This is a genomic window from Mycoplana rhizolycopersici (assembly GCF_013378445.1).
Classification (GTDB): domain Bacteria; phylum Pseudomonadota; class Alphaproteobacteria; order Rhizobiales; family Rhizobiaceae; genus Mycoplana; species Mycoplana rhizolycopersici.
In genome coordinates this window covers 1-17776 of record NZ_JABXYK010000009.1, presented here as the reverse complement: position 1 = coordinate 17776, position 17776 = coordinate 1, and the positions used below count along the sequence as shown (strand labels likewise).

The following is a 17776-nucleotide window of genomic DNA, read 5'->3' as shown; positions in this document are numbered from 1 at the left end:
TCACGTCCTGCTTACGTTTCGGTGATCGGCCGCCTCCAGTTCGGGGAGACGGAGCCGGCCAAGGCCGGCTGCTAGTCGATCTTCGCGCCCAGTCCCGCCATCAGGCCCATGAATTCAGGAAAGCTGGTGGCGATCATAGTCGCATCGTCGACCGTCACCGGATGCTCGGAGACCAGCCCCATGATCAGGAAGCTCATGGCGATGCGGTGATCGAGGTGAGTGGCAACGGCGGCGCCCGAGGCATTGCCGAGACCACGGCCGTCCGGCCGGCCGCGCACGACCAGCGAGGCCTCGCCTTCGTCGCAATCGACGCCGTTCAGCTTCAGCCCTTCGGCGACGGCGGAAAGGCGATCACTCTCCTTCACGCGCAGTTCCTCCAGCCCGTTCATCACGGTTGTCCCTTCGGCAAAAGCGGCTGCGACGGCTAGGATCGGATACTCGTCGATCATCGAGGGCGCCCGTTCCTCGGGCACGGTGACACCCTTCAGTTCCGAATGCCGCACGCGAACGTCGGCCACGTCCTCGCCGCCGGCGAGACGCGCATTCAGCACCTCGATGTTCGCGCCCATTTCCTGCAGCGTCAGGATCAGGCCCGTGCGCGTCGGGTTCATCAGCACGTTCAGAATGGTCACATCGGAGCCGGGGACCAAGAGGGCCGCGACGAGCGGAAAGGCGGTCGAGGAAGGGTCGCCGGGCACGTCGATCACCTGGCCGGTCAGCTTGCCCTGGCCCTCAAGACGGATCGTTCGCACACCGTCTACGTCCGTCTCGACCGTCAGGTTCGCGCCGAAGCCCTGCAGCATCTTTTCGGTGTGGTCGCGCGTCATGACCGGCTCGATCACCGTGGTGATGCCCGGGGTGTTGAGGCCGGCCAGCAGCACGGCCGACTTCACCTGCGCGGACGCCATCGGCACGCGGTAGGTGATCGGCGTCGGCGTCGTCGGGCCGCGCAGCGTCACCGGCAGCCGGTCGCCGTCGGCGGACTTCACCTGCACGCCCATTTCGCGTAGCGGGTTGAGCACGCGTCCCATCGGCCGCTTCGTCAGAGAGGCGTCGCCGATGAATGTGGAATCGAAATCGTAGACGCCGACGAGGCCCATCGTCAGCCGGCAACCGGTGCCGGCATTGCCGAAGTCGAGCGATGCCTCCGGTGCCAGAAGCGCGCCGTTGCCCACGCCGTTGATGATCCAGGTGTCGCCCTCTTTGCGGATCTTCGCACCCATGGCCTGCATCGCCTTGCCGGTGTTGATCACGTCCTCGCCTTCCAGAAGGCCGGTGATCCGGGTCTCGCCGCTGGCAAGCCCGCCGAACATGAAGGAGCGATGCGAGATCGACTTGTCGCCGGGAATGCGGACGGTGCCGGAAAGGGCGTTCGACTTGCGTGCAGTTGCGGGCTTTGCCTGGGCGCCATGCGACATGGTGCGAGTTCCTTCAATAAAGAGCGTGCGTGCCTTGGCGAACGGACGGCCGCGCGGCCGCAAGCGCCTGCGGCCTGCGTGCGGGACCCTTCGCCGGAAGTTCTGCGGGGTGCTATCACAAAGCGTATCGAGCGTCATCAACCCGCCCGAGAAAAAGCCGCAGCCACTCTAAAGCCCGCAAGCCCCGCAAAAGGCGGCAAAGTTAGTCTTTGACAGCGGCGGTCAAGACGATTATGGGGACCGGCTAATTCTTTTACCCGACCATCCGCCGGTTATCCGGCTTCGCCGGAAATATTCGGCCATTCAAGAGGCTTTGACAGTGGCAAAACCGGAACTTGGAACCAAGCGCATTGACCCGGAAACGGGCCGTAAGTTCTACGACCTGAATCGCGACCCAATCGTATCGCCTTACACCGGCAAGTCCTATCCGCTGTCCTATTTCGAGGAGACGTCTGCGGCCGCCGTCCTGGAGAAGGATGAGGACGAGGAAGTCAACGAGGTCGATACCGAGAACACGGAAGTCGAAATTGTGTCGCTGGAGGATGCTGACGACGAAGCATCGGGCGGCGACGACCTGCCGGATCTGGGCGACGACGACGTCGATATCGGCGATGACGACGACGACACCTTCCTCGAACAGGACGAAGATGACGAAAACGACGACATGAGCGGCATCATCGGCGTTACCGGCGACGACGAGGAAGTCTAAGTTTATGATTTTCCGGCCGGATTTAAAAAATTCGGCCGGATTGGATTTTTCGGCTTGCCATCTTCTGAAACCGGAAGTATGAAGCCGCACCTGCCGGGGAAAACCCGGTTCGGTATCCCGGAACCGGCCTCGCCGGACCCTTGATGGGGCTATAGCTCAGCTGGGAGAGCGCTTGCATGGCATGCAAGAGGTCAGCGGTTCGATCCCGCTTAGCTCCACCAAATATCACCTGAAATCTTAACGAATTGGCGAAGTTTCGCATCGATGAATGTCGTCGCGATGCTATCGGCTGTACGCGACATCTCCATTGGGTGTTGCCCCTGGCCGTGTGCAAGGATCGCAAGCGGCTGCCCGCCCTGCGGGGACGCGCTAGAATGCTCCGGCGGGAGGCGGAGGGCCGGGAGGGAAGGTGATTTTCCCGAAAGGAAGCCGAAATGCCTGTCACGCGTGGACCTCAAGCAAGGGATCTCGAGACCATTGCCCGTACGGGAGGACGCTTTCGCCGCATGGCGGCGCGCGTTCCGACCTATCTTGCCGATCTCAGGGAGAACCCGGCCTGGCTACCGATGTTCTTGCTGGCGCGCACCATGCCGTTTCGCAGGGCGCACTGGCTCACCGCGCGGCGCGTGTCGCCCGCGTCGGCTGCGGCGCCATCCATCTTCGGCATGCTGGATGCTGCGCGTATCGCCAATGAGTTGAGAAGCAGCGGCATCTCTACCTGTCTTGTGCTGCCGGCCGAGATCCGCGAGGAAATCGCGCGCTTCGGTCATGAGACGCCGTGCTTCGGCAACTTCGAACGCAAGCTCGAGTTTCTGGCGGCCGATCATGAGCAGGCCGAGCGCCGTTTCGGCAGGACCATCCTCAGCGGCCATCATTTCGAGCGGGTGATGCAATGCGAGGCGGCGCTTACCGTCCAGCGCGATCCGCTGCTGCTGGATGTGGCCCGGCACTATCTCGGCGGAGAGGCGCAGCTCATCTGCGCGCGTATCTGGTGGAGTTTCCCGACGAAATCAGCTTCCGACGCCGATCTCAGCCGTGCCTCCTTCAAGTATCATTTCGATCTGGACGATTGGCGCATGCTGAAGTTCTTCTTTTATCTGACCGATGTCGACGAGACCGCAGGCCCGCATGTCTACGTCCGCGGCAGCCATCGGCGCCGGCGCCTGAAACATCAGTTGACGCTGCTCGTCGGGCATCCGGCAAACGAAGTGCTGGATTTCTACGGCAGGGAGAATGCCCAGACGCTGACCGGCAGCGCAGGCTTCGGTTTCGTGGAGGATCCCTTTGGATTCCATATGGGAACGGTGGCGACGCAAAAGCCGCGCCTGATGATGGAAGTCGGGTTCGGCGTATCCAAGCCATCACGGCGGCGCTATCACGGCGAGCCGGTGATCAGGTAAGCGAAGCATGGCTTGGTAGCTTGCCGCTTGCACGACAAAGCCCGATGTGACGCCGCCAGCAGCAGCAGCATGACGAAAAGATCAGGCGCAGAACCATTCCAGCTGGAACGGCTCGTGCTTCGTGGCATTCCAGGGCTTGCTCTTGCCGGCGTAGTGCAGGATCGTTGCCTGGGAAGCGAAGTCGCTGCGCTTGGCTTGTTCGATGTAGCGCAGGTAATTCGCCTGAAAGTTGTATTTCACGCTCACTGTCGTCATGAGTGAAGGGTTCTCGGCGAAGTATTTGCTGAAGTGACTCTGCTCGTTCAATTGCGGTTCGGAGGCAAACGCATAGCGCAGCAGTTCGTCGCGAAATTCCGTGCTCAGCAGGGGTTCGCGGATGAGCATCATTCCGCTGTTGACGCGCCGCGTATGCGGGCCCCAGAGTTCCCCATCCAGCAGGCGTTGCAAGCGGGCTTCGATGTCAGCATCTGCCCGGCGCTTGCCGTCGCCATCCTGGAACAGCGACCGCTGGATCTGCGGCGCGCAGAGAAAGGGCTTTCGAGGACGCAGCGCCAGCAACTCCTCCAGCGGGGCACGGCAGATCATGTCGACGTCAAGGAAAAGAAGCTGCCTTGTTTGCTGGCGCTCGAACACCGACCATTTGAGGAACGTGCCCTTGTTCCAGGCCGCACGCTCCGGTCTCTTCACGGTGTCCCTGGCCGCCTTGTACATGGTTTCGAGAAGCGGTCCGTCGACCGTGCGCTTGACGTCGGTGACGGCCAGCACCAGCGGATCCTTGAAGACATTCGGATCGTCGGTGTAGATGGCAATTGGACAGTCGAGCAGCGTGCGCTGCTTGACCATCGAGCGTAGCATGGCGCCGAAGGGCGCGAGATAGCCACTGTCGAACGCAAAGGCGAGGGTCGTCTCTGAATTGCTGGCAGGGCTTCCCCCGGCGATCTTGCGTAGCGACACCAACAGGCTCCATTGATTGGCCGGACTCGGCCAATGATATATCCGTGACGTTTCGCCGGATGCGCTCGGGAATGACCGCGGCCGCAACAGGCTGACCTCTCTCGACGCAGAGTTCAGGCGCGTTTCAAGATTTCTGCTCGTCCCGCAAAAGCTTCCAGTCGCGCCGGGAACTGCTGCTGGTTGCAGTGGCGGAGAACGAAGTCGCGCCCTTTCTGGGCCTGCGCCCGGTAGGCGGATTCATCGCTCCAGAACCGGCGCACAGTCTCCAGAACCTGTTCGGGCTCGCAGTAGACGGCAGCGTCCCCGAAGGTCTCCCGGAACTGCGGCGGCAGGATCGTCACCTTGCCGACAGCCATCCCTTCCATGGGCGCACGACCGAATTCCTCGATATAGAGTTCGTGCGGGAAGTGGATGAAGAAATCGAGGTCCGCCAAGAAGGTGCTGACGGGCGTGGCATCGAAATGCTGGACTTCCCAGTTCTGCGGCGAGTAGCCGAGCATGCCTCTCGCATGCTTCGCGCCGCCCTGAAACTTCACTTCGACATCGGTGTCGACGCAGTAGGCGGCCTTGAGCGCCTCGAGCGTGCTGGGCCATTTGGTGTAGGCGTCCCGGCCATGGCGGCCGAGGACCGGGCGGCGATCACCGCCGCCGCGCCATACGATCGGTTCCGAGCACCACGTATCGGTATCGACCATCGGGTGCCACGGATCGGCATAAGGCTCCGGATAGGTCGGATCCTCCTGCATGAGCCGCTTCACCCAGTGCGAGATCGGTATCCAGGTGCCGGGCGTGCCGAACAGCTCCACCAGATGCTGGCGGATCACCTCCGGTTCATACTGACGGTCGGAACCGTCCACCAGCCGTGTCGCGAACTGGTTGATCAGCACGATCACGTTGTCGGCCTCGATCTTCGCAAAGCGGTCGGGCAGGTTCTGCAGCACGGCAGGATAGCCGATCAGCACCGTGCTGGCCTTCACAATGTCGCCGGGCGTGAGGATTGCAATGCCGTGCTTGAGGCAGGCGTCGTAGAAAACGGGATTGAGCGACGACTCAACGTTCAACTCATACTTTCGCCAGTGGACCGCGGCGATCTTGAGCCCGGAGCGGGCAGCGGCCGCAATGTAGTTCATCGTCGAAACAAACGCGCCGCCCTTGAGGACGAAGTCGCAGATGACCACGAGATCGAACGTCTGCTCTCCGGCCGGTCGGCGCTGGTTACCCATCGGCACCGGGAAACGGCCGTTTGTCCGGGGAAGATAGGGATCGCCGCCTTGCTCGAGGCTCAGATGCCAGTTGCGGTAGGAATCGCGGTATTGGCCGCGAACGCCGTAGTAGAGCGAGCGCATGTGCGTCGCCTTTGAGCGGGTCAGCGAATCTTCGCGCGCCAGGGAGAACGACAGGATATTGTTATGTCTGACCTTGCAGATCGAAGCATCGCCGTAGACGGCGACAATCCGCGACCTGAACTCCGCGTCCCCCGTCACCCTCACTTCATCCCAGCCGCGCAGGCGGTCGAAGACCTCGCGCCGGACCAGAAGGGAGGAGAAGTTCATGTCCAGCAGGCTCTTCTTCGGAATCCAGGAGCCGACCACGCCAAGGTCGTCGTCGACGCGAAGCCAGTGGGAAAGGACTGCCACGCAGTCCGGATTGGCCAGCAGTTCCTGCATCTGCCGCTCGATCTTCTCCGGATGAGACCAGTCGTCGCTGTCGCAAACGGTGATGAAGTCGCCGGTCGCTACTTCCACACCGTCGTTCCGCGACGGATAGGCTCCGCCGTTGACCTTGCGCCGAACGAGGCGGACACGCGGATCGTCAGCCGCGAACCGCTCGACCAGCGCGCAGGTACCGTCGGTGCTGCAATCGTCGACGACGATGATCTCGATGTTGCGCCATGTCTGTGCCGCGAGGCTCTCCAGCACCATCGTCAAGGTCTTCTCGGCATTGAAGGCCGGAATGATGATGGAAACCTTCAGGTCCTGTGCCGCCTGGCTTGCGGGCGGATGCGCGATAATGTTCCAGATGCTGAGAGGTTTTGAGGGGTCGGCGAGCCTGATCGGCGCCATGCCGGATGGTGTCATCGCGAAGTTGAGGCCATTCAGATAGATCTGGTCGCACTCGGACGGCGACTGGCCCTCAAGACGCGCCTTTCGGCGTAGCACGTCCGCCTGCATGAGCGAGAAGTCGATGAAGGAATCCACCTTCGCCTGCATCCCGCGCATCAGCGTGTCGGCTTCCGCGGCGCGACCCGCCTGCGCCAGGCACATGAACTGGCACAGGCGTTTCTCACGAATGTTGTCGCGGTGGAGCCGGATGCTGCGCTCCATAAGATCGGCCGCATGGCTGAAGTCACCCTCGACGAAGCTCCAGCGCGCCAGAGCATAAGCTGCGGCTGATCGCTGGCTGGAGCTCAGGCCACGGTCTTCCAGGCATTGCTCGAGTTCGGCGTGCGCGTATCTGGCAAACCCGCCCCACATTTTCGCTTCGAGGTCGGCGATATTGCGATGGTTCGATACCTGGCCGTCGCCCTTTTTGCCGCGCTTGCCCGCAGAACCCTGCCTGCTCTTCCTTTTGAAGTCTGCATAGGTATGGCGCAGGGCGAAGGGCAACTTCAGCATTGCCGGCAGCGATCGTGCCGCGACGATGTCTGCGCCGAGGCGGTAGGCGAGCTGGGCCTGGATCTGGCTGATCGCATCCTTTGAGCGCCGCTTGGCCTGGTCTGCCTGAACCGCACGCTCCAGGAGTATCGCGTTATTTTGCTGGAGCGCCTCGATCTGGGCCGCAAGATTGTCCGCGAGATCTGCCTGTGATCGAGCATCGTCAGCGGTTTCGGAAAGCGCCGGGTGCGTCTCCTCTGCCGGATGGGCAACCGGATCGTCCGGAGACGGTGCGTCCTGACCGCGCTTCGACAGGTCTATCCTGTATTCCCTGTAGGCCCGGCGCAGCGAAACCGGCAGCCCCACGAGCCCGGAGACGGAACGGCTGGCCGCGATCAGTTCGCTGCCAAGCCGGTAGGCAAGCTGGTCCTTCTGCCTGTCGGCGGCGGCGGCAGCGTTGCGCATGGCCCGCTCAGAAGCGTCGACGCGCAGCCGAAGGGCGGCGTTCAGGTCCAGCAGCGAGCGAAACTCTTCTGTCAGCGCAAGTATGTCCGCACCATTGGAGACATGCGGCGTCCCGGTGTTGCCGTCGATCGGAAGGGCTTCTCCAGAAGCGTCAAGCATACCGTTGTCTTGCGATTGATGCTGGCCTGTCATGCATCCCTCTTGATGTTGCGGTCGATTGCAGTGATTTTGCCAGTGACCGCTACAGCTGTGGCACCGTTCGCCGAAATAGCGGCACATCCATAGTGGAGGCCCCTGTCGAAGTCAAAATACATGGGGTCGGAGAGGGCCATTTTTTAACGAATTTTGGAGACTGTCTCGACCTTGAAGGCGACCTGTGCTGATCTGCGGCCCGGACCGCCAGAAGCTGGGGCTGGCGTCTGCATGTCTGTCGATTGAGCAAGCGGCAAAATTAGGGCGATCTTCGAATAGGTGCCTTGAGTTTTTTCGGCTGGAACAACTGACATGTGCGGGTTCTATTTTTCCGGTCAGTAATCCTGAACTCTATCACAGACGGTGGTGACGAAATTGGCAACATATACGATCGAAGTCGGCGCTAAAGCTGCCGACATTTCTGCCTCAATCAAAAACGCGGCCGCGGGCTCGACGATCCAGTTCAAGGCAGGAAACTACACCTTCGACGACAAGGTCGTGATCGCACGCAGCGACATCACCATCCTCGGCGCGGGCGTCGGAAAGACGAATATCACGGTCAAGGCGAAAGACACAGACAACGCCACTGCCTTTGATATTCAGGGCGGCAAGGCAGTCGAACTGACAGCCAGTCTCACGGAATCGACCGTCAAGGGAAAGACGACGACGCTCAAGTTGTCGAACGTCGATGGCATTTCAGCAGGGTCCATCATTCAGCTTCAGCAGGCGAACGACGACGCCTGGTTCAAGTCCGTGGGCAATACGCACCTTAAGGCCGCAGGAACCGACCCGCTCCGAGAAATGATCGCAAAGGTCAAGTCGGTGAATACCAAGACCGGCGAGGTGGTGCTGGAGAAGTCGCCAACGCCTTACAATTTTGAGAAGGGCAAGACGACCGTCAGCGTCGTCAACGTGGTCAAGAACATCGAGATCGGCGGGCTCTCGATCAAGACTGATCTTGGCACGGCCGGCAAATTCGACTTCACCAACAAGGTTGACAAGTTCAACAATTCCTCGACCGTCGAGGTCACCCGTGCGACCGATGTCAATCTGCACGACATCGAAGTGAAGGACAACGCCTCGCATGGCTTCACCTTCAGTTCGGTATACGGCATTTCGGGTGATAGGCTGACGACCATCGGCTCGCACAACAAGGGCGCAGAGGGCAACGGCTACGCGTTCTTCTTCAAGCACGCCTTCAACAACACCTTCGTCAACCTCACCGACATGGACATGCGCCATTCGGTTCTGTTCGGTTCGTGGAGCGCGGAGCATTACAATAGCTTCCACGTCCTTTCGACAAACCGCGACATCAACTTCCACGGCAGCCCTGACGACCAGAACACCATCTACGTCGATCGCGCGGTGTTGAGCTACGACGGCAAATATGCTCACGGCGGCGTTGCACCGGGCAATCCGAAGATCCACCCGAATTCCACGATCGATGCGAACGACGTGAAGTTCAAGTATTTCCGCGGCAGCTCGGCGCAGGACAACATCTACGGTTCCAACTCCGGCAGCGATCTCGCCGGCGGTGCCGACATGGACAAGCTTGTCGGCGGCAACGGCAAGGATCGTATCGACGGCGGTGCCGACAATGATATCCTGACAGGCGGTGGCAGCGCCGATCTCTTCATCTTCAAGCGCGGCTACGACTTGGACACGGTGACTGATTTCTCGCTTTCCGAAGACAAGCTTGATCTTTCCAGCACCGGCATCGTCCGCAAGGCCGACCTTGCGATCCGCCAGATCGGTAAATCGACGGTCATATCGCTTGGCGGGGGCGACGAGGTCGTTCTCAACAACGTGACCGCCAGCAAGCTCGCCAACAAGAACTTCACCTTCAGCAAGGCCGTGAGTAAGGGCGTCACCGTCGAACTGATGGGCTCGGAGCGGGGCGCGACCGGCACGAACAAGAATGACGTGTTCAAGATGTCGCCCGGCTATCTCGACGACAAGCTCCATCTCGTGGGTGGTGCCGGCACAGACACCATTCAGGTCGTCAAGGGATCCAGCCTCAAGTTGACTGCCTTCGGTCGCCTCGACGGGATCGAAGTCATCGACATGACGAAGGCGCCGTCGGTGGGCACGGTAACGATCAGCAAGAAGACAGCGCTCCAGAGCGACAAGGGATACCTGACCGTCAAGGTTGACAGCACGGGAACGAAGATCGCGACGACCGACATCAAGGATGTCGATCTCGTCAGGATCAGCGGCTCGGGTCCGGTCAAGCTGGACAACGGCGGCGCATACATTTCCGCGGCGTCCGGCACGAAGCTGAACGTCACTGGCGGCAAAGGAAGCGACCATATCGAGGGTGGTTCGTCTGCGGACAAGATCAACGGCGGCAGCGGCAATGACTTCATCGACGGCGGCAAGGGCAAAGATATCCTTTCCGGCGGCAGCGGCAACGACCGCATCACCGGCGGCCTGGGTGCGGACGTGCTGACCGGCGGCTCTGGCGCGGACCGGTTTATCTTCACCTCGACAAAGGACTCCACCGTTGCTGCCAGCGGTCGGGACACGATCAAGGACTTCTATCGCAGCCAGGGTGATCTGATCGACGTATCGCGGATCGACGCCAACACGAAGAAGTCCGGCGGCCAGGCTTTCAGCTTCATTGACAAGGACGTATTCAGCGGCAAAGCCGGTGAATTGCGGTATGAGAAGTCCGGCTCAGGGACGCTCGTCACCGGCGATGTGAATGGCGACAAGAAGGCCGACTTTTCGATCTTCGTGGATCACTTGATCACCTTCAAGGCGTCCGACTTCATTCTCTGAATTCTCCGATCGGAGAGATCATTCAAGATCGTGAGAGCGCGCCGCGACGGGCGCGCTCTTTTCGTTTGTGAACTGATCCGGGTGGTGGTTCCTCCTTCCCAATGTTGCCTCGTTCATAGGCATGTCGGAATCAGTCTTGTTATTGACTAGGAAACTTTATCGAGTTAGTTTCCTAGTCAACAAGGAGTGCCTCATGACCTCGACCTCGGAGCTGACCGATCACACCGGGTACTGGATGCGAATGGTGTCAAACGCCGTGTCGCAGGAGTTCGCGCGCAAGGTATCGGGCGAAGATGTCACCGTTGCGGAGTGGTCGTTCATGCGAGCGCTCTACGACTTCGAGCCGACGCCTCCGTCAGTTCTGGCCGGGAGGATGGGCATGACCAAGGGCGCGATCAGCAAACTTGCCGAGAGGCTGGTGGCCAAAGGGTTGGTTAAGCGGGCGGAAAGCCCGGACGACAAGCGGGCCCACAGCCTGTCCCTGACGGCGGAGGGCCGGGCCAAAATCCCCGTCCTGGCATCGCTTGCCGACCAGAATGACGCTGAATTCTTCGGGGTGTTGACGAAGGAAGAGCACGAAGCGCTCGACCGTATCCTGAGGGTTCTCGCTGAACGGGGCGAGCTGAAAGCAACCCCGGTGGACTGAACCCGCCGGCCAACCTCAACATCGAAACGAAAGGAAGCTGTCATGGACGCGGAACGGATTTCTATTGCCGAAACTTGCCTGCGCGCAGCTCGCGAGGGGAGCCTGAGCTTTCCGGAGATTGTTGGCAAACTGATCGCTGCCGGATTCGAGGGCTATATGGTCGACTATCGCCGCAACAGCCAGACCTACTATCTGCCTGACGGCGACAGCGTACCGATGGATATGCAGCCCTCGGCTGGCAACGTCGCCGCTGCCTTCGATACTACCGAGGTCGAGCGCCTGGTGCGGTGGGCGCAGGCGAACCCCGCCGACTACAGCTACGTCGCCTTCTGTGAGAAGGCGAAAGCCGCCGGCTGCGCGGGATATCTCGTCTCGTTCCTGGGCCGGCGCGTCGTCTATTTCGGCCGCACGGCCGAGACCCATGTCGAGCGCTTCCCAAAGTGACGGGGTACCGGTCATGACGCTCCGGATTTTTGATCGGCGGGGCCGTTCCCGCCGTCTGCCTCGGGCTCGGAACTGTATTCATGCGCGCGAGCTGTGGCTTAGCCGTCGCAATGCGAGTTCAGAGCAGCACTGGTCGCCACCTGACCGACTCCGATGACGGACTATACCCTGGAGGGGCATGCGGCGACGTTCAAGCGTCAGCCGTCCAAGGATGTCGGCCTTTTTCCAGAATTGAGAAGCGCCTTGGAAGCGGGCGTCCGCGCTCACAAACCACCGAGAGAGCGCAAAGCTACCTCATCCTTCGTGGTGCCTAGACTTATTTAGGCGTGGTGGAAAGAATGGCGCGCATAGATAGCGCCACTTCGAACGAGTTGTTCGAGACCCTTATCGAATGGAACGCCTTCCTTGAGCACCGTAAGCGCGATGGCTTGCAGGTGCCGCCATGTCCCTGAGCGCAGATTTTTCGCCTAAAGCACATGTCTCAGCGGTCCAACCCATTCTGGCAAAGAGACGGAAAGCGCCATTTAGCCTGCGCCTCAGCGAGGATGAAAGATCACGTCTTTACGCCGAAGCTCGGGGTGTCCCCCTCGGCGCTTATATCAAATCGAAGGCGCTCGGCTCCCCGCCCTTGAAAGGACGGCGCGCAATCGGGGTTTCGGTCGAAGACCAGAAGGCACTAGCACAGATTCTGGCTCTTCTGGGGCGCTCGCATCTTGCGTCGAACCTCAATCAGCTTGCGAAAGCTGTGCACCTGGGCGTTTTGCCCGTCACGCCAGAAACGGAGGCCGATCTTGCTGAGGCCTGCCGCTCTGTAGTCGAACTACGAAAAATCCTGATCGACGCGCTCGGGCTTCAAACGGGAGCCGCGCGATGATTTTGAAAGGCTCACAGCGAGGCAACGGCCAAAATCTCGCGGCGCACCTGATGCGTATCGATGACAATGAGCACGTCAATATCCACGAATTGCGGGGGTTCTCGGCGGACGATCTGCACGGTGCTTTTAAAGAAGCTGAGGCTGTGAGCCGTGGCACGAAATGCCGCCAGTACCTCTTCTCGCTTTCGCTGAATCCGCCCTCTGGCAAAGTCGTTTCGCTGGAAGCTTTCAACCAGGCGATAGATCGTGTCGAAGAACGTCTGGGACTGACGGGCCAACCCCGCGCAATCGTTGGTCACGAGAAGGACGGGCGTTCTCATATTCACTGCGTCTGGTCGAGGATCGATGCGGACACGATGACGGCGCGCCCTCTTCCCTTTTTCAAGAACCGAATGATGGAGATTTCCAAAAGCCTCTATCTTGAACATGGCTGGGACATGCCGCGCGGCATGCTCGATACTGCGAAACGCGATCCTACAAATTTCACACTGGCGGAATGGCAGCAGGCCAAACGCCAAGGCGTTGACCCACGATGGACTAAACAACTCGTGCAAGACTGCTGGTCCAGGTCGGACAGTGGAACCACCTTCGATCGCGCTCTCCGAGAATATGGCTTTCGCCTCGGTCGCGGCGACCGTCGGAGCTTCGTTTTGGTCGATCACGAAGGCGGCATTCAATCGCTCTCGCGCACTCTTGGCATGACAGCCAAGCAGATGCGGGGTCGCTTAGGTGACGGCATCAATCTACCGGATGTGGGCAAGCTCCAACGAGAAATTGGCGTACGGATGAGCCCTACGATCCGTCGTCACGTTGATGAATCCCGTAAGCGGTTCGCTGAGCGATCTGCATCGCTTGGTGAGTTAAAACAGGCGATGACGCGTGAGCACCGCGCCGAACGCGCCGCTCTTGCTGACCGTCAGGGCCAGCGTTGGATCGATGAAACCCGAACACGCGCGGGCCGCATCCCTAAAGGACTGCGGGGGCTTTGGCATCGTCTCACTGGCCAATACCAAAAGGTTCGACAGCAGAACGAGCAGGAAGCGCAATCGACCCTCAATGCCCAGGCGGCGGAACGTGCGCAGCTAGTTGATCGGCAACGCTCGGAGCGAGCAAGCCTGCAAAAATCAATTGTCGAACTGCGAAAAAACCAAGCTTCGCTGCTTCGCGATCTCCGCAAGGATGTCGGTCGCTATCTCAATCTCTCGCAAAATCGAGGGCAATCGCAAACCCGCGTGATTTCGCGGGGTCTTCGTCTGGAACGCTAAACCAAGGAGTGTCAAAATGTCTTCTCGGAATGACGAAACTGCTAATTTTGCCGCAGCCGCCGGATTGATAGCCGCGAGCTTCATCATCTTGGCTATGTTCGTATTCTTCGTATTCGCAATCATCGTTGCGGTGCTCACGGTCGTGGCGATCTGGGCTTGGAATGAGCCAAGAACGATTTGGCGGACAACAATCACGCCGGAGGAAGCACGTAGCTTCGTATATTGTGGGCTCATAGGCGCGGTTGTCGCTCCTTTGCTAGTCGTCCTGATGTCCGCTGGATTAGGGACGGCCTTCAAGCCGGAAGTCCTGACTTACAGCCCATGGGTCGGTTATGTCTTCGGTGCGTTGTTGCAAAGCTATGTCGCGCATCAGGAGGAAGAAAAACGCAAGAACGCGATTGAAGACCCTGAAGTCGTGCAGCCTGCATCCCGCGCTCTTGCCCCGCCGCCAGTGCAAGCCGAACCGTTCCGATACGCATCTTGGGATGACGAGGAAGCGCGATGAATCTCACCTCGGCGTACAATTTCCTCTGGATGCTGGAATCTCATTCTCAACAGCGCCTTGCATGGGAAGATGCCGCGCAAGCTCGGATTGCGCGAGATAGAGCAGAAAAACAGGCGCGCGCGCGAATGCGCGCGATGCTCACCGCTCATCCGTCTGGTGCGCTCGGCACTGCGCAGCTCAATGACGAAGAAGAGCTGAGAAGGTCTGGCCTGTTATGACCCACAGCACCGAACTCGCCGTATATCGAAACCTGAAACGAGGGATCGAACTTGGTTTCTTCAACGGCAATCCGTTGATCTACGATGGCACCGAGCCAGTTGCCATCGACGCTCAGGCGGGCAAGGGCAAGCTCACGCGGTTTCTTGGCGTCAATCTCGTGTCACCGAGAACGGCGCACCTATCGAAGATTATCACCGATCCAAAAGACGGCGAGCTGGCTTGGGTTTCGTGGAAAACACTTGAACGCGAAGGCTATCGCGTCAGATTTATCAATCCTGGCAAGCTCTACGGCTACCCATCTGAAACCTACAACCCGAATACTCGCCTTTTGGAAATCGCTGGTAATCCAGCGTTGCGATCTCTCGTGTGGGAAGCTGCATACGACGCTGCTAGCTATCTCGTTCCGGTCGATCCAAATCCGGCCCATAAATGGATCGGCCAAGGCGTGCGGACGAGCTTCGCCCTATATTACAAGATAGCGGCTCTGCATCCCTCCTCGTACCGTCCATGTACGGTTGGCGGGCTCTGGGATTTCTTCGGGCGCGCGCCGGAAGAGATTGCATGGGACCTCAGCCAATGGGCCGAAAATCCCGACATGGAGGAGGATTGGGGTATGTGCAGGATGATCGCAAACCTCACGGCCTCTACCGATCAATGGAACGCATATTCTTCAACGGTGGTGGAACGGCTTCAAGGTTTTCAGCCATCCTCTGCGGCGCGCGACGTCACCGAAACCAACAGCTTCGACCCCGCTGATATGAAGTATGGGCGCACCGCGCTTTTCATCATCGGGTCGGCTCGCAGCGATTCAAGCCGAATGTTTGTGGGGACGATGGCTGCTTCCATCATTGATCGCTTTGCGGATGCACATGGGCCGCTACGCGCGCTTGTTATCGGTGAGGAATGGGGACAACTTTACGTTTCAAATTTCTTCGAAATGCTTACACTTTACCGACAGGGCGGCATTAACTTCCTAGGCGTCTTCCAGAATGCTGCAGCTCAAATCGAAAGCCGGTATGGAAAAGAGACCGCGCGTATTTGGAAGAAAGCCGTCGCACATACGATCTATCGTGGCCTCCCCGACGGAGACACGCTGAAAGAGATCGAACATCGATCCGGCAAGACATCGGTTATGGTACGCGGTTTCAACGTCAATCAGAACCAGGTGAATGGTTCTGGTGATAACTTGTCTGAACAGCATCGCCCCCTTCTCCAGGTTGAGAATATTAGGCAAGCCACCGGTGGCGATAGTGGCCTGCTGGAGTCTCGCGACCACGGATTTTATACGGTCGCCCTCCCGAACTTCTGGGAACGGCCTGAAATGGCAGGATATTTGCGCGATGTTCGTCACAGGCCAGATAAGTATGAGTGGCTGACGCCATAAGATATGCATGGAGTTCTGGAAAGAACGCGTCGATTCTTCTGGACAGAACCACTCTTTTGTTCTTGATTTGTTCTATGCATGATTTTTCCAAGAAGTATCGCGGTGTGAAGCATTTCGGCCTCTGGGCTGAGGAAGGCGCTGACTTGCTCGGCCAACATGACGCTTGGGCGATCCTAACCGACGCAGTGAGGCGGGCATTTAACGAGGATGTCAGAGATGATACCTTGGAGGATGCGCTGAACTTCTTAGAAAAGTATGCTCTGCGATCAGCCCCGTTTCGGGAATTTCGTCTCGGGTTACGAATACCAGACCCTCATCGACGCTTCGCTGCCCTAGTTGACTCTCTACGATGCATGAGTCGTGTATTGGGCAGCGCCAGAGACTAGTAAATACACAACATGTAGTTTATCGTGTTAACGAATACACTACATGCGGGGTCAGCAAGCGTGGATGCGATAAATACCTTGGCTCTCGATGAGGCTATTGAGATCAGCTTGCCGCCGCTCAACTACGGGCCTGTAAAGACATCTGTTGGCGCGATACAATGCGTACTCCGACCTAAACAGCTTGTTTCGGCTCAACCCACCGGTGAAGTAGCGGTAACCTCCAGGTCGAAAGAAACAGTCTACACGCTTCATGGCGGCGAGACAGTTCTGATCACCGAACGTTCCAACCTCAAGCGGCCAGTTGATATAGACGGGCTCTTGTCTCGGAAATCCGATGGAAGTCTTACATGGAAATCGCATCGTCTTATCGACGAGATGAATGAGAAAGCAGCGAAAACAGGATGGCTTTCTGTTCTCGATTCAATTTCAAGTAATTGGCCTTCCTCATTTCATTTTCATCATGAAAAGCAAAACGCAGATGGAACTGTTTCGGCTGGGAATGAAGGCCTTCGCCCTCCCCAAATTGGCGCTTTACACGCCATTGGCGCTCATTGGAGCCTAACAAGCCAGCCAGCGACCGTTGTGATGCCGACAGGAACAGGCAAAACGGAGACAATGCTTGCGACCCTCGCAGCTTATGATTGTCAAAGCGTGCTGGTTATCGTCCCCACAGATGCATTGCGAAGTCAGACTGCGGGCAAGTTCCTGAATTTCGGTTGGCTGCGGAAGCTGCACGCATTGGATGACAGTGTTTCAAACCCCGTCGTTGGCATCATCAGTAAAAGACCAAAGACTATTGAGGACTTAGAGATATTTGAGCGGTGTCATGTTGTGGTCAGCACTATGGCGGCGTTTCAAGGAAAGAAGAGCGCTGCCGAGAAGGACGAAGATGATGATGAAGAAGAGTCTATTGAAGAAGCCGAAGGCGATACGGCTGAAGAAACGGCATTCAATTTAGCTGAGGAAATCGCGAAGCGCGTTAAGGTGCTTTTCGTGGATGAAGCACATCACGTGGCTGCAAGAGGCTGGAGCTCTTTTCGTGGCGCCTTTCGCGATCGAAAGGTTTTGCAGTTTACCGCCACACCGTTTCGGCGTGACGGCCTCCTTGTCGATGGACAAGTCATTTACAGCTATCCCTTGCGGCGCGCGCAGGAAGAAAACTATTTCAAGCCAATCACATTTCAGCCGATATATGAGCCTGTATCATCCAAGGCCGATGCAATTATTGCTGAGGCTGCAATTGCACGGTTGAGAGCAGACCTAGCTAATGGCTTCAATCATCTGATGATGGTCCGCTGCAAGAACATCACGAAAGCAAAAAAAGTACATGAGATCTACGACCGCCTGGCCACAGATCTGAAACCGCTGCTGTTGCATTCCAAGATAGGCAACAGCGACGCTTTGATAAGGCAGTTGAATAGCCCCGAGTTTCGTAGACACCCTCGGGTTAGGTTTTCTGCCGCATCTCGAACTCTACCGGCGACAGCATCCCGTTTCTGACATGCTTGCGTTTCGGGTTGTAGAACATTTCGATGTAGTC

General features: G+C 58.6%; 14 protein-coding genes, 1 tRNA gene and 1 pseudogene. 12 read left to right on the top strand and 4 right to left on the bottom strand.

Annotated features, from left to right (window positions below; translation table 11 throughout):
- Nucleotides 1-71: 71 nt before the first annotated feature.
- The gene (gene aroA / locus HV823_RS15350) at nt 72-1418 is read right to left on the bottom strand and encodes a 3-phosphoshikimate 1-carboxyvinyltransferase (RefSeq protein ID WP_176950611.1); all 1347 of its coding nucleotides are present in this window, start codon (nt 1416-1418) and stop codon (nt 72-74) included.
- A gap of 319 nt (nt 1419-1737) precedes the next feature.
- Between aroA and HV823_RS15345 the strand changes: the two genes are divergently transcribed.
- The 3 genes from HV823_RS15345 to HV823_RS15335 all read left to right on the top strand — a co-directional run bounded on the left by HV823_RS15345 (nt 1738) and on the right by HV823_RS15335 (nt 3527).
- On the top strand, nt 1738-2127 hold the full coding sequence (locus HV823_RS15345) for a TIGR02300 family protein (protein WP_176950610.1): 390 nt from the start codon (nt 1738-1740) through the stop codon (nt 2125-2127).
- Nucleotides 2128-2272: 145 nt separating this feature from the next.
- Nucleotides 2273-2348 (top strand) — tRNA-Ala (locus HV823_RS15340).
- A gap of 213 nt (nt 2349-2561) precedes the next feature.
- Nucleotides 2562-3527: a phytanoyl-CoA dioxygenase family protein gene (locus HV823_RS15335; RefSeq protein WP_176950609.1), complete on the top strand. Its 966-nt coding sequence runs from the start codon at nt 2562-2564 to the stop codon at nt 3525-3527.
- An 81-nt stretch (nt 3528-3608) separates the two neighbouring features.
- Here the strand turns inward: HV823_RS15335 and HV823_RS15330 are convergent, their stop codons facing one another.
- Both HV823_RS15330 and HV823_RS15325 read right to left on the bottom strand, forming a co-directional pair.
- Complete coding sequence (locus HV823_RS15330; RefSeq protein ID WP_176950608.1) at nt 3609-4481, bottom strand: glycosyltransferase; 873 nt, start codon at nt 4479-4481, stop codon at nt 3609-3611.
- Between the two features lie 113 nt (nt 4482-4594).
- Nucleotides 4595-7699: a glycosyltransferase gene (locus HV823_RS15325; protein WP_176950607.1), complete on the bottom strand. Its 3105-nt coding sequence runs from the start codon at nt 7697-7699 to the stop codon at nt 4595-4597.
- Nucleotides 7700-8107: 408 nt separating this feature from the next.
- Between HV823_RS15325 and HV823_RS15320 the strand changes: the two genes are divergently transcribed.
- From HV823_RS15320 to HV823_RS26725, 9 genes and pseudogenes are all read left to right on the top strand, one after another.
- Complete coding sequence (locus HV823_RS15320; RefSeq protein ID WP_176950606.1) at nt 8108-10513, top strand: calcium-binding protein; 2406 nt, start codon at nt 8108-8110, stop codon at nt 10511-10513.
- Nucleotides 10514-10706: 193 nt separating this feature from the next.
- Nucleotides 10707-11159: a MarR family winged helix-turn-helix transcriptional regulator gene (locus HV823_RS15315; protein ID WP_176950605.1), complete on the top strand. Its 453-nt coding sequence runs from the start codon at nt 10707-10709 to the stop codon at nt 11157-11159.
- Nucleotides 11160-11201: 42 nt separating this feature from the next.
- The gene (locus HV823_RS15310; RefSeq protein WP_176950604.1) at nt 11202-11603 is read left to right on the top strand and encodes a DUF1398 domain-containing protein; all 402 of its coding nucleotides are present in this window, start codon (nt 11202-11204) and stop codon (nt 11601-11603) included.
- Nucleotides 11604-12045: 442 nt separating this feature from the next.
- Nucleotides 12046-12477: a hypothetical protein gene (locus HV823_RS15305; RefSeq protein WP_176950603.1), complete on the top strand. Its 432-nt coding sequence runs from the start codon at nt 12046-12048 to the stop codon at nt 12475-12477.
- Nucleotides 12474-13742 (top strand): relaxase/mobilization nuclease domain-containing protein, encoded by a 1269-nt coding sequence (locus tag HV823_RS15300; protein WP_176950602.1) that lies wholly within the window; start codon nt 12474-12476, stop codon nt 13740-13742. Before HV823_RS15305 ends, HV823_RS15300 begins: the two co-directional genes overlap by 4 nt.
- Nucleotides 13743-13758: 16 nt before the next feature.
- Nucleotides 13759-14247 (top strand): hypothetical protein, encoded by a 489-nt coding sequence (locus HV823_RS15295; protein ID WP_176950601.1) that lies wholly within the window; start codon nt 13759-13761, stop codon nt 14245-14247.
- Complete coding sequence (locus HV823_RS15290) at nt 14244-14465, top strand: hypothetical protein (protein ID WP_176950600.1); 222 nt, start codon at nt 14244-14246, stop codon at nt 14463-14465. The genes HV823_RS15295 and HV823_RS15290 overlap by 4 nt, the downstream gene beginning before the upstream one ends.
- The gene (locus HV823_RS15285; RefSeq protein ID WP_176950599.1) at nt 14462-15850 is read left to right on the top strand and encodes a type IV secretory system conjugative DNA transfer family protein; all 1389 of its coding nucleotides are present in this window, start codon (nt 14462-14464) and stop codon (nt 15848-15850) included. Before HV823_RS15290 ends, HV823_RS15285 begins: the two co-directional genes overlap by 4 nt.
- 761 nt (nt 15851-16611) lie before the next feature.
- Nucleotides 16612-17316, top strand: a pseudogene (locus HV823_RS26725) (DEAD/DEAH box helicase family protein); the annotation flags it as partial.
- A 367-nt stretch (nt 17317-17683) separates the two neighbouring features.
- Here HV823_RS26725 and HV823_RS27220 read toward each other — a convergent pair.
- On the bottom strand, nt 17684-17776 hold a 93-nt coding region (locus tag HV823_RS27220; RefSeq protein WP_343051870.1), incomplete at its 5' end, for an IS3 family transposase.